Below are 12,934 nucleotides of genomic sequence, written 5' to 3' on the forward strand. Positions count from 1 at the left end.
TCGCCTTTTATATGAATTATGTACGTTTTGTTATCAACCAATAGGGAAGAAAAAATAGGGGGAAGAGAAATATGGCGTTTATGCAATGTGATTTTTTTTCAGAAGTATTGCAAATAAGTACTTCAATGAACGTTTTGATACCGCAGCACACAAAATCTCAAATTGGTTTACAAACCAATACAAGAAGTGAGAAACACCCTACGCTCTATTTATTACACGGTCTTTCTGATGATCATACGATATGGATGAGAAGAACTTCGATTGAACGCTATGCATCAGAATTAGGACTTGCAGTTGTAATGCCAAATGTAGATCGCAGCTTTTATAGAGATATGGCTTATGGAAAGAAGTATTGGACGTTTGTAACAGAAGAACTTCCTCACTTGGCTAGATCATTCTTTCCGTTATCGGAAAAAAGAGAAGATAATTTTGTAGCTGGCCTTTCTATGGGAGGGTATGGCGCTTTAAAATGGGCGTTTCGCAAACCACATCAATTTTCTGCAGCTGCCAGTTTATCAGGAGTGACGGACGTTGAAGGGCTTGGAGGGCGAGGAGAAGTTCAGTTCTTAGATTATCCTTTGATTTTTGGCATGCCCCCTGTTATTAGACCTGAGGATGATCTTTTCTGGCTGCTTGAAAATCGCCGGCGCTATGGAGAAGTGACTCCGCGTATTTATCAATGCTGTGGAACGGAAGATTTTTTATATCAGGAAAATAAACGTTTTTCCGAGCGTTGTAAGCAAGAGCCTATTTGTTTTACATATGAAGAAGGAAAAGGAAGTCACGACTGGGCATATTGGGATCAAAAAATTCAAGATGTGTTAAAGTGGCTGTTTAGTGAAAAGTAGGGAAGGTAGTTTTCAGTGGTGCCGGCTTCTAGTAGTATAATAAAGAAAAATGTTTACTTGGTCGATAGACTAAAAGAAAATGGGAGTCGGTACGAATGGGGAGAAAAAAAGTCACGATTACAGAAGTAGCAAAAGAAGCGGGTGTTTCATTAGCTACGGTATCAAGAATCTTCAATAATAAAGAAGGTAAAATTAAAATTAGTGAAACAACTAAACAAAAAGTGCTAAAAGCAGCAGCTCATTTGGGGTATCAGACGAATCCATTTGCGGCAGCTCTTCGGGCCCAAAAAACAGGGATTATCGGGATATTAATTAGAGATTTAAAAGATCCGTTTCTAATTGAACTATTAAAAAAGGTACAGCAACAAGTCCAAAGTCGAGGGATGGACGTTCTTATTGGACACACGGATTACGAAGAAACAACGGCTGAGCGTCAATTAAATGCTATGATGAACCATTGGTTTGATGGGGTCATTTTATTAGACTATGTAGCTGCTCAGCATCCGTTTGTAGATGTATTAAAACAATATCAAACGCCTTACGTTTCTCTTACAGGAGACGCCTCTTCTGCACTTTGGCCGATTGTACATGTAGATGATGCGGTGGGAATGCAATTAGCTGTTGCTCACTTAACGGACCTTGGTCATAAGAATATAGGGTTCGTTGGAAAAGCTGTAAGCGGAGTCGAGCACCGTCTGTCCCTTTTTTATCAGTATGTACCGTCAGCAAACGCAAAGTTTGTGAAAGAAGATATGAATAACTCAGATGAACTATATCAGTTTATAAATGAGCTAGCTCATCATCCAGAGCCTCCAACTGCGCTTATTTGTGCTACGGATTACATTGCTCTGAAAGTGATACACTGTGCGTGGCAAAACGGGCTTCACGTTCCAGCAGATTTATCTGTTATAGGGTTTGATGATATTACAGAAGCTAGTGAAGCACATCCTCCACTAACAACTATCCGTCAACCGATGGAAAAAATGGCTAAAAAAGCAGTAAACCTCTTACTTCAACAAATTCAGGATCAGCAAGAAATAGATCAGATACAGTATAAAATGGCACCTTTATTAGTAGAGCGCGAGACCACAAAACGTATGAATTGATAAGGAATGTATATACTATTCCTGAAAGTGTGAGACAAAAAGTCCACACTTTTTTGCATTAACCATTGCGTCCACTTCCCTCTTTCTTATACACTGTATGCTGTAGGGGGAAAAAACCAAGCTTTAATATGTTTGGAGCGATTTGATGACACAACAAAAATTAGATAAATATGAAATTATGGACGTTAGCTTACTAGCAGGTAAAATTATGTTAGAAAGCGGAGCAGAAACGTATCGAGTAGAAGACACAATGATGCGGATTGCAGCGTCTTACGGTATAAAAAAATCCCACAGCTATGTGACGCCAACAGGGATTATGTTTTCACTTGAAACGAAAGAACCGACGAAAACGAAGTTAATTCGTATTTCCGAACGAACGACAGATTTAAAAAAAGTAACCATGGTAAATAGCGTCTCAAGAACAATCAGTCAAGGAAACATCTCCTTGGAGGAAGCGTATGAAATGCTACAAGAAATTGAAGCAACAAACGTAGCTTTTCCACTATGGGTTCAACTTGCAGCTGCATCCATTTCTAGCGGATGCTTTTTAATCATGTTTCAAGGTTTATGGACGGACTTTATTCCAGCTATGTTTTCAGGAGGTCTCGGATTTTTAACCGTGGTGTATTTCCACCGTCTTATTCCGATTCGCTTTTTTGCTGAGTTTACCGCTTCGTTAGTTATTGGACTTTTATCAGCTCTTTTAGTCGCTTCAGGACTAGGCACGCAAATCGATAAAATTATTATTGGATCCGTTATGCCACTCGTTCCTGGCTTATCCATTACCAATGCAGTGCGAGATTTAATGGCGGGACATTTACTGTCTGGATTATCAAAAGGAGCAGAAGCGTTTCTGACGGCATTCGCTATCGGTGCAGGTATTGCCATTGTATTTACACTTCTATAGAAGGGAGGCATCATATGCATATCGTAGAGCAGATAATTACAAGTTTTATTGCTTCAGCAGCATTTGGGATCATCTTTAATGTTCCACGTGAATCATTATTAAAAAGTGGCTTTGTCGGAATGATTGGCTGGCTCATTTACTATTTGCTAACGTTCTATGGCGTAGATGAAATTCCAAGCACAGTTGCATCGGCCTTCTTTATTGCTATTATTAGTCAAATTTACGCAAAAATTTATCGAACGCCGATCATTATTTTCACCGTAGCAGGTATTATTCCGCTAGTTCCGGGAGGAACAGCATACGATGCCATGCGTAATTTTGTAGAAAATAACTATAATGAAGCGATTAGTCTTGCAGCAAAAGCCTTTATGATTTCAGGTTCAATTGCCATTGGTATTGTGTTTTCTGAAGTCATCAACCAAATCATTCGTCAGTCTAAATTAAATGCCAAAGCAAAATATCGACCATAGAGAAGCAAGCTCAAATCAGAGCGTGCTTTTTTTATGAAAAAAATAAAGAGATCCTTCACTTTTTTGTCACAAGAAAGTCACGTTTTAGTCTAAAAACGTTCAAAAAAAGTCCGTGCACAGCTAAAAAAATAGACTATACTATGTAAATAGAAAGAGAGATATTACATATATATGTGAAACATTGAGCATATCTCTCGGATTATTATGCTCAATGTTTCACAATGTAAGTAAAAGATGCTCAGAAATGAGCAAAGTATCTATGGAAATGATGAATGTTCTTATATATGAAAGGAGAAAGAAGATGGATACAGTTATACTATCACGTATTCAATTTGCATCAACGACGCTGTTTCATTTTATCTTTGTACCGCTATCTATCGGTCTTGTCTTTTTAGTAGCGATCATGGAAACGATGTACGTAGTAAAAAAAGATGAACAGTATAAAAAGATGGCAAAGTTTTGGGGGCACTTATTCCTGATTAACTTTGCTGTCGGAGTCGTAACAGGTATTTTACAAGAATTTCAGTTTGGCATGAACTGGTCAGAGTACTCAAGGTTTGTAGGAGATGTATTCGGTGCGCCGCTTGCTATTGAAGCACTGCTCGCGTTTTTTATGGAGTCCACTTTCCTTGGACTGTGGATTTTCGGGTGGGATCGTTTGCCTAAATGGCTGCACTGTCTATGTATTTGGCTTGTTAGTCTAGGTACTATTTTTTCGGCGTTCTTCATTTTAACGGCTAATTCTTTTATGCAGCATCCGGTTGGAATGGAGCTGAATAATGGCCGTTTAGAAATGAATGACTTCTTTAAATTGTTAACAAACGGTCAGCTGTGGGTTGAATTCCCTCATACCATTTTAGGTTCGTTTGCAACAGGCGCCTTTTTTATCACGGGTGTCAGTGCCATTATGCTCTTGAAGAAAAAACATTTGGCTTTTGCCAAAAAATCATTTCAAGTTGCCATTATTGTAGAGTTAGTTTCAGGTGTGGGAATTGCGTTATCTGGTCATGAACAGGCTGGATACTTAGTTAAGACACAGCCGATGAAAATGGCCGCAAGTGAAGGATTATGGGAAAACAGCGGAAGTCCAGGCGCTTGGACGGTGACAGCAAATATTCACCCAGATGAAAAGAAAAATACGGGGGAAATCAAAATACCTTATTTATTAAGTTTCTTATCATACGGGAAATTTTCAGGTTCCGTTCCTGGGATGAACGAGCTACAGGAGCAGTATACGGCGAAATATGGAGCAGGAAATTATATTCCACCCGTTCGGACAACATTTTGGAGTTTCCGCATTATGGCTGGTCTAGGTGGCGTATTATGTGCATTAGGCATTTGGGGCACGTACTTGCTTTCTCGTAAAAAACTTCAAGAAAGCAAACTATTTTTACGTATTATGACGATTGCCATTGCCTTTCCGTTCCTTGGAAGCTCAGCAGGTTGGATTATGACAGAGATTGGCCGTCAGCCTTGGGTTGTATTTGGCTATATGAAAACGGAAGATGCCGTGTCTCCTGGTGTAACAGCAGGTGAATTGCTGTTTTCTATTATCTCGTTTTCATTCTTTTATTTAATTTTAGCTGTGATTATGGTGTTCTTGTTCGTTAAAGAAATTAAAAAAGGTCCAGATCACGATCACGAAGCACATACAAAAGTAGTATCAACTGATCCGTTTACCAAGGAGGGATACAATGTTTTCTCTTAATGAATTCTGGTATTTACTAGTATCCATTCTGTTTGTTGGTTTTATCTTTTTAGAAGGCTTTGATTTTGGGATTGGAATGGTGTCTCGTTTTTTAGGAAGAAACGACTTAGAGCGACGAGCTTTTATTAATACAATCGGTCCTTTTTGGGATGCAAATGAAGTTTGGCTAATTTCAGCAATCGGTGCTATGTTTGCCGCTTTTCCAAACTGGTATGCAACGCTATTAAGCGGGTCATATGTTCTTTTTGTTCTTCTTTTGCTTTCGCTTATTGGCCGCGGTGTAGCATTTGAATTTCGAGGGAAAGTTGAAAAACAAGCGTGGAAAAATGCATGGGATTGGGTTATCTTCTTTGGAAGTCTTTTTCCACCGCTCATTTTTGGTATCTTATTTTCAGCGCTAATGAAAGGACTGCCTGTTGAGCGCAATATGCAAATGAATGCCGGCTTTTCGGATATTGTTAATCTATATACCATCACAGGCGGCGTTACGTTAACAATGCTTTGCTTATGGCACGGACTTATTTTTGCCACGATCCGTACGATGGACGATATTAGAGATCGTTCACGGAAGGTCGCTATGAAGCTTTTGCCTATAAATGCTTTATTACTTCTTATCTTTTCAGGCATGACGTTTTTTGAAACAGATTTATTCAGTAATCATAGCCGCTTGATGCTATATACATTTTTCATCGGTATTTTCGTGTATTTACTAGCAGGATTTTTCCTTACACGTAAAAAAGACGGATGGGCATTTGCTATGTCTGGCTTAATTTTAATTTTATCAATTTCCTCTATATTTGCAGGATTGTTTCCAACCGTTTTGGTTAGTTCAATCAATGAAAGCTATAGTTTAACGATTCATAATGCAGCATCAGGGAATTATTCCTTAAAAATTATGTCTTACGCTGCTATTGCATTACTGCCTTTTGTGTTAGGTTATCAAATTTGGAGCTACTACGTTTTCAGAAAACGTGTAGATCATAAGGAGCATATGGAGTATTAATGGGTAGAAATTTAATGGTTTACAACGGAATAAAAATGGTTCTTGCCATGTTAATAGGGCTTATTACTATTCAAAGTGTAGCTATTATTTTTCAAGCTAAGTGGCTCGCCGAAGTAATTACCGCTCTTTTTCATGGTGAAAGTTTAACCTCGCAGACAAAAGCAATCGGATTGTTTTTGTCTGCCTTTATGATTCGTCAGATCGTAGGTTTTATAGTAAAAAAAACAGCATATCAATTTGGAGTCAAAACGACTCAGGAACTTCGTTTGATAGTCATGCAAAGCATTTTTTCATTAGGACCGCGTTTTACCAAAGATGAAGGAACAGGAAACTTGGTGACGCTCATCACCACAGGCGTACAGAAGCTTCGTGCTTATCTCGAGCTGTTTTTGCCTAAACTGGCTGCCATTAGCGTAACACCTTGGCTGGTGCTTGCTTTCGTTTGGTACCATGATCGGCTTTCAGGCATTATTTTACTTGTGACCATGCCAATTTTAATTTTATTTATGATTTTGCTTGGATTGGCTGCACAAAAAAAAATAGACAGCCAATGGGAGACATATCACGTGTTGTCCAACCACTTTGTAGATTCGCTTCGAGGGTTAGAAACTTTAACATTTCTCGGGAAAAGTAAGGAGCATGTTGAAACGATTGAAAGAGTCAGTGACCGTTATCGAAAAGCGACAATGGGAACGCTCCGAATTGCTTTTTTATCTACGTTTGCTTTAGATTTCTTTACGATGTTATCTGTAGCCATCGTGGCTGTTATGCTTGGTTTGCGGCTCGTAAACGGGTCTATGACATTAGAGCCTGCACTTATGATTTTATTGCTGGCGCCTGAATATTTCCTGCCGATACGAGAAGTCGGAAATGATTACCATGCAACATTAGACGGAAAAGAATCCGGAGATGCATTACTTAAGATTGTGAAGCAGGCTGAAAAATCGCCGGCTAAAAAAGAAGATGTTCCTAGTTGGACTGAAAATAGTGAACTTCAATTAAGGCATATCACTGTAAAATATGACGAAGAGCATCCACCTTCTCTTGAAGATGTGTCACTGCATGTTAAAGGAATGCAGAAAATTGGAATCATCGGAAAAAGCGGAGCTGGAAAATCGACGCTTATTGATATACTAAGCGGCTTTGTACAATCTACAGAAGGCTCTGCTGAAGTAAACGGCGTGCCAATTGATTTACGCTCAGATGCTTGGCAAAAGCAGATTACGTATATCCCTCAGCACCCATTTATTTTTAATGGAACAGTAAAAGAAAATATTGAATTTTATCAAGACAGAGGCGGCTCATATGATTATGAAGATGCTTTAACGAAAGCAGGACTTTTATCAACGGTTCAACAGATGCCTAAGAAGGAAAATGAAATGATAGGGGATGGGGGGCGACAGCTTAGCGGCGGCCAAGCTCAAAGGATTGCTCTAGCAAGGGCGTTTCTAAGCGACCGTCCTATTATTATGCTTGATGAACCAACGGCACAAGTCGATATTGAAACGGAATATGAAATAAAGCAAGATATTTTAACGATGTTCCAAGACAAGTTATTTATTTTAGCTACGCACCGTCTGCATTGGATGAAAGACATGGATCTCATTGTTGTAATAGAGGACGGAAAGGTTGCAGAAATCGGTAATCATCAAGAACTGATTCAAAAAAAAGGAGCTTACTATCAATTTTTACATGAAGAGGAGGAGATATGATGAAATATAAAAGTTGGATATGGCCCTACTTTAAAACATATAAATATCGTATCTTTTCTATCTTATTACTAAGCTTGTTAACGATTGGTTCTGCTTGCGCGCTAATGTTCACGTCAGGTTATTTGATTTCAGCTTCTTCCTTACGGCCAGAAACAATTTTATTGGTGTATGTTCCAATTGTACTTGTGCGTACATTTGGTTTAAGCCGAGCCGCTTTCCGTTATGCGGAGCGTCTTGTCAGTCACGATTTTATTCTTCGCATTTTAGCTAAAATGCGTACGCGTCTTTATCATTTGATTGAACCGTTAATTGCTACATCTCGCTATCAAACAGGAGATGTTTTAGGAGTTCTCGCGGAAGATATTGAAAGTTTACAAGACTTGTTCTTGCGTACCATTCTTCCAACAATTTCAGCTGTTATTTTATACGTTATTTCGATTGTAGCTTTAGGATTCTTTAGCCTAAAGTTTGCATGTTTGATTGCCATCTATTTATTTTTATTAGTAGTAGTAATGCCGCTTTTTTCCCTTTGGCATATGAAGGCAGCCAATCAGCGATATAAATCAAGCAAAGCACAGTTATATGCCAAGGTCACAGATGGCTTTTTAGGAGTTGCTGATTGGGTGTTAAGCGGTCAGCAGCAGTCATTTTTTCATTCGTATGACAAAACAGAAAATGAGTTAGACGGCATGGATCGTAAGCTTAAACTATGGACGTATTACCGAGAATTGTTTGGACAACTTATTGTAGCAGGTTTAATTGTCACAATGATTTGGTTTGGAGCTTCTCTTTTTGCAGATAAAGAGCTTGCAGGTGTGTTTATTGCTGCTTTTATTTTAGTAGTATTTCCTTTATCTGAAGCCCTGCTGCCAGTATCCAATGCAATAGAAAAGATTCCTCAGTTTGAAGAATCATTAAATAGAGTACAGGCAATGGAAAAGAACTGGGAAGATGTGAACGAAAAGAAAAAACATACTCTTTCTCTACCTTATGAAGGTTCATGGAATTCGGTTAGATTAAAAGTTGAGCATGTAAGCTTTCGCTATAGTAATGAGGAGGAGCCAGTCATTCATGATCTTTCATTTCAAGTCGAGCAAGGGAAAAAAATTGCGATTCTTGGCAAGAGTGGAGCTGGAAAATCGACTCTATTAAAGTTGCTGCAAGGCTCCTTAGTACCTACAGAAGGCACAGTTCAACTAAACGGTCAGTCTGTTGCTGAAGTTCGTGAAGATGTACCAAAACTCATCTCTGTATTAAATCAAAATCCTTATTTATTTAATACAAGCGTAGCCAACAATTTATTACTAGCTAATGAAAAAGCTACAAAAGAAGAAGTAATTGAGGTCATGAAGCAAGTGAATATGCACTCCCTTGTGGAAGGTTTGCACCAAGGATATCAAACGCCGATGCTCGAAACAGGTCAGCGCTTCTCGGGAGGAGAACGTCAGCGGATTGCGTTAGCACGCGTTCTGCTTCAGCATACGCCAATTGTTATGCTAGATGAGCCAACTGCAGGGTTGGATGCTATGACTGAAAAGCGTCTATTATCCACTATCTTTGAAACTCTTCAAGATAAAACCTTAATTTGGGTTACGCACAATTTAGTTGGGATGGAAAAAATGGATGAAATCTTATTTTTACAAGATGGTAAGATAGCCATTCGAGGAACGCATGATGAATTACTTGCGACGAACAGTCACTATCAAAAGCTATATGAATTGGATCATCCGGTAAAAAGCCTTTAGCAGGAGCTAAAGGCTTTTTATTATTTGATCATAAAGTGAAATTCGACAAACACGAGTAAAATATGTGTCGAATGAAAGAAAACAGCTTGGATTCAAAGAAAAGAGTATGCGTTTAGTATTTTTGAAAAAGTGGTAAAACAAGGTAGTGTTTGTTTCTTCCTGTATAACATCGGTTTATTTTAGGGAAAATATATACACATTATGCGAACGAGAGAAGGAAGATACAATGGAACCTATGCTTATACATATCACGCTCGTAGTGGGACTAGGAGTTCTATCTCAGTGGCTGGCTTGGAGATTTAAGTTACCAGCAATTGTCGTGATGTCAATTATCGGACTGCTAACAGGCCCTATTTTAGGTTTAATTGACCCTAAAGCACAATTTGCTCAGCTTTTTGATCCTTTTGTATCGATTGCTGTAGCTGTTATTTTATTTGAAGGCAGCTTGAACTTAGACATGAGAGAGGTAAGGGGAATCGAAAAGCCCGTGTTTCGCATTGTGACGCTCGGAGCCATGCTAGCTTGGATTTTAGGCTCTTTAGCTGCTCATTATATAGCGGATTTATCATGGGCGGTGGCAATTGTTATCGGAGGGCTTTTTATTGTGACGGGTCCAACCGTGATTTTACCTCTTTTACGACAAGCTAAATTAAAACCAAAACCAGCAGCGATTTTAAAATGGGAAGGTATTATTGTTGATCCATTTGGTGCACTCCTGGCCGTTTTTTCGTTTGAAATTGTTCAATTTTTAGTGCTGAGAGAAGTCAGTGGAAAAACAATTCTCTTTTTCTTTGTAGCCTCTATTATTGCTGTTTTAATAGGATGGCTTCTTGGCCGTGGAATAGGATGGATGTTTCAAAAGGGGCATATTCCAGAGTATTTAAAATCTCCGGTCGTATTTATTGTTGTTATTGCCTGCTTTACGATAGCTGATGAAATTAAGCATGAAACAGGTCTTCTAGCAGTGACAGCGATGGGGATTACCCTTGCTAATATGCATATTTCATCTATTAGTGATATGCGACATTTTAAAGAGAACATTTCGGTTCTATTGACTTCTACTATTTTTATCATGTTAACGGCTGGACTGACGATGAAGACCATTACTGAAATTTTTCATTGGAATATTATTTTGTTTGTTTTACTTATGCTGTTTATTGTCAGACCTGTCTCCATCTTTTTATCAACGGTAGGGACAGATTTATCTATAAAAGAAAAAATACTGATTGGCTGGATTGCCCCGCGCGGCATTGTGGCGTTAACGGTCTCAAGTTACTTTGCGAAAGTACTAATCGATGAAGGATTTAAAGATGCTTCCATCCTAACAACACTGACATTTGCTTTAGTATTTGCTACGGTTTGTGCACACGGTTTTTCCCTTTCCTGGCTAGCTAAGAAGCTTGATTTATCAATTGGAGAAGAACCTGGTATTTTGCTTGTAGGAAGCAATGATTTTACGGTTGCCTTTGCTTCCAAGTTAAAGCAACTGGGCTATCCAGTGTTAGTTGCTGATTCTTCGTGGGAGCGGTTAAGAGTTGCGCGCAGAGCGGAAGTAGATGTGTATCACGGAGAAGTTCTAGCTGAGCAAACGGAATATCATCTAGATTTAACTCCTTATGAATACGTGATTGCTGCAACTGAGTTAGATGCATATAATGCACTTGTTTGTACTGCTTTTCTTCAAGATATGGGACGGAACAATGTTTTTCAATTGAGTATTCGTGATCAAGAAGATTCAAGAGAAGATGTCGATGAAATTATGCACACGGTAAGAGGACGCATGCTCTTTAAGAAAGGAATTACGTGGGAGTTTCTACATCATAAAATGAAGCATGGACATACGATTTACAATACAAAAATTACGGATGAATATACGTATGAAACATATCTTGAGGAGAAAAGCGATGATTCTCTTTTACTAGCAGTGAGCAAGCAAGGAAAGGCATTGAGTTTTTTTGCTCATGATCAAGAAATAAACGTTAATGCGGGTGATACGGTGTTAAGCCTTCAGCCGTTAAAAAGATAAAAAAACAGGCCTTCAGTGGCCTGTTTTTTTATGCTTGTCTTTGTTTAAAATGAATGACGAACAGATAAGCAGCAGCTGCTGCAAAATAGATAGTAACAGCTGGTGCGGTGAAGACATGCCCAGCTACAAAAGCAATTCCAAGAGCTAATACAATTGCTGTACTATACATCATAAAGCTTTCATCAAGAAGCTGTGACGGGTTTTTAAATAATCGAACCAGTACGGTTAAACCAACTACTAGAAGTGGAAGAACCCATAGTAAAAATCCGATGATACCTAAAGAGAAAAACAGGTCATAAAAATCCATTTCAATCATCTTTGGCGGAAGCTGTTTTGTATAGTCACCAGAAAAGCCCATACCTATCATTTTTCTTGCAATAGGTGCTTTTGCATACTCTTCCTTATGATGAGCTAAAAATTGCTCACGGCTGCTTAGAATCAGATTTTGAATATCTTTGTCATCTAAATTTGATTCCTTTTGCTTTTTCTTTTTAGCCGGCTTTTCTTTTTCTTTCTTTTCCGGCTTTTCTTGCTTTGTTTTCTCTTTTTTAGCCTCTAACATATCGATGTGCGTATATGTGTTTTTATAAGCTGGAGAAATCGGAGTGGTTGCTCCGGTTACAATTAAAAGCAGAATCGAGATTACTAAGTTGGCTTTAATTAAGCTGCGTTTATTCGTAAATAATTTTGCAAATAAGACAACTGTTGCTACAACTAAAGAAAGAATAACGGCACCTAAGCCTACTTTCGTTCCAAGCATGATGGACGAAACAGCTAACAATATAAAAGGAATCCAGTAATAAGCTTTTGAAAACGAACGTACTTTATCTAAAGCTAAAAGCAGTGTGAGAGGAAGCAAAATAGCAATGGTTGCCCCTAGCTCATTCGCTGCATAAAACCAGCCTTTGAATCCGATTTTATTATACTGATAACTCTCTAGTGCTGTACCTGTTAGCATTGTACCGATAAAAACAATACTGATGATGAGTGAAGCAGTCAATAAGTTTTTGCTCAATATTCTTTTTACATCCAAAGACGATCGATAATGTGAAAACATCACAATCATTCCAAGTAATGTAACGTTCATATAAACAACCTTATTGAAAAATTTAATTTCTTGCCCAATATAATAAGGATCTTTCCATTGATGATTTAAGTAGATATTGAGTCCAAGAAAGAGTGCAAAAACAATAAGGTAGATAATCGAATATCTAGCCCATTTTGATTGTTTAGCAAACACTAAAAGTAGGACACCTGCAAAAATCATATATAGAAAGCGAATAACAACCCCAATTGAGAGACCACTATCCATGTTCAAAACCATGTACGTCGTTAGCATATCAATAATTGGCTGAATTGAAATAAAACCAACGAACAGAAAAAATAACCAGTATGTGTTCTTCATATAG

Annotated in this window: 10 protein-coding genes; 9 read left to right on the forward strand and 1 reads right to left on the reverse strand. The window is 38.3% G+C overall.

Annotated features, from left to right (window positions below):
- The first annotated feature begins 71 nt into the window (after positions 1-71).
- From AC1DEF_RS20600 to AC1DEF_RS20640, 9 genes are all read left to right on the forward strand, one after another.
- Positions 72-848 carry an alpha/beta hydrolase gene (locus tag AC1DEF_RS20600; RefSeq protein WP_097824943.1) on the forward strand — a complete coding sequence of 259 codons (777 nt, stop codon included), beginning with the start codon at positions 72-74 and terminating at the stop codon, positions 846-848.
- 95 nt (positions 849-943) lie between these two features.
- Positions 944-1,954, forward strand: a complete 1,011-nt coding sequence (locus AC1DEF_RS20605) for a LacI family DNA-binding transcriptional regulator (protein ID WP_097824942.1) — start codon at positions 944-946, stop codon at positions 1,952-1,954.
- Between the two features lie 145 nt (positions 1,955-2,099).
- Positions 2,100-2,861: a threonine/serine exporter family protein gene (locus AC1DEF_RS20610; RefSeq protein ID WP_013085528.1), complete on the forward strand. Its 762-nt coding sequence runs from the start codon at positions 2,100-2,102 to the stop codon at positions 2,859-2,861.
- 14 nt (positions 2,862-2,875) lie between these two features.
- Positions 2,876-3,331 carry a threonine/serine exporter family protein gene (locus tag AC1DEF_RS20615; protein ID WP_013059882.1) on the forward strand — a complete coding sequence of 152 codons (456 nt, stop codon included), beginning with the start codon at positions 2,876-2,878 and terminating at the stop codon, positions 3,329-3,331.
- Positions 3,332-3,632: 301 nt separating this feature from the next.
- Entirely contained in the window at positions 3,633-5,039 is a 1,407-nt protein-coding gene (locus tag AC1DEF_RS20620; RefSeq protein ID WP_477727536.1) for a cytochrome ubiquinol oxidase subunit I, read from the forward strand.
- The gene (gene cydB / locus AC1DEF_RS20625; protein ID WP_043977563.1) at positions 5,026-6,042 is read left to right on the forward strand and encodes a cytochrome d ubiquinol oxidase subunit II; all 1,017 of its coding nucleotides are present in this window, start codon (positions 5,026-5,028) and stop codon (positions 6,040-6,042) included. Before AC1DEF_RS20620 ends, cydB begins: the two co-directional genes overlap by 14 nt.
- Positions 6,042-7,754, forward strand: a complete 1,713-nt coding sequence (gene cydD / locus AC1DEF_RS20630) for a thiol reductant ABC exporter subunit CydD (protein WP_097824941.1) — start codon at positions 6,042-6,044, stop codon at positions 7,752-7,754. The genes cydB and cydD overlap by 1 nt, the downstream gene beginning before the upstream one ends.
- Entirely contained in the window at positions 7,751-9,499 is a 1,749-nt protein-coding gene (gene cydC / locus AC1DEF_RS20635; RefSeq protein WP_097824940.1) for a thiol reductant ABC exporter subunit CydC, read from the forward strand. The genes cydD and cydC overlap by 4 nt, the downstream gene beginning before the upstream one ends.
- A 226-nt stretch (positions 9,500-9,725) precedes the next feature.
- Positions 9,726-11,525 (forward strand): cation:proton antiporter, encoded by a 1,800-nt coding sequence (locus AC1DEF_RS20640; RefSeq protein WP_477727537.1) that lies wholly within the window; start codon positions 9,726-9,728, stop codon positions 11,523-11,525.
- A 28-nt stretch (positions 11,526-11,553) separates the two neighbouring features.
- On the opposite strand, the gene AC1DEF_RS20645 is transcribed toward AC1DEF_RS20640, so the two are convergent.
- A complete protein-coding gene (locus AC1DEF_RS20645; protein ID WP_043977555.1) occupies positions 11,554-12,930 on the reverse strand; it encodes an O-antigen ligase family protein in 1,377 nt (458 codons plus the stop codon).
- Between the last annotated feature and the right edge of the window lie 4 nt (positions 12,931-12,934).

Source organism: Priestia sp. 10L35 (genome assembly GCF_056395685.1).

Excerpts from the sequence above, each read along its gene's own strand:
- AC1DEF_RS20615 (WP_013059882.1), top strand. The coding sequence starts at position 2,876 with ATGCATATCGTAGAGCAGATAATTACAAGTTTTATTGCTTCAGCAGCA.
- AC1DEF_RS20605 (WP_097824942.1), top strand. The coding sequence starts at position 944 with ATGGGGAGAAAAAAAGTCACGATTACAGAAGTAGCAAAAGAAGCGGGT.
- AC1DEF_RS20640 (WP_477727537.1), top strand. The coding sequence starts at position 9,726 with ATGGAACCTATGCTTATACATATCACGCTCGTAGTGGGACTAGGAGTT.
- AC1DEF_RS20620 (WP_477727536.1), top strand. The coding sequence starts at position 3,633 with ATGGATACAGTTATACTATCACGTATTCAATTTGCATCAACGACGCTG.
- cydD (WP_097824941.1), top strand. The coding sequence starts at position 6,042 with ATGGGTAGAAATTTAATGGTTTACAACGGAATAAAAATGGTTCTTGCC.
- cydB (WP_043977563.1), top strand. The coding sequence starts at position 5,026 with ATGTTTTCTCTTAATGAATTCTGGTATTTACTAGTATCCATTCTGTTT.
- AC1DEF_RS20600 (WP_097824943.1), top strand. The coding sequence starts at position 72 with ATGGCGTTTATGCAATGTGATTTTTTTTCAGAAGTATTGCAAATAAGT.
- cydC (WP_097824940.1), top strand. The coding sequence starts at position 7,751 with ATGATGAAATATAAAAGTTGGATATGGCCCTACTTTAAAACATATAAA.
- AC1DEF_RS20610 (WP_013085528.1), top strand. The coding sequence starts at position 2,100 with ATGACACAACAAAAATTAGATAAATATGAAATTATGGACGTTAGCTTA.
- AC1DEF_RS20645 (WP_043977555.1), bottom strand. The coding sequence starts at position 12,930 with ATGAAGAACACATACTGGTTATTTTTTCTGTTCGTTGGTTTTATTTCA.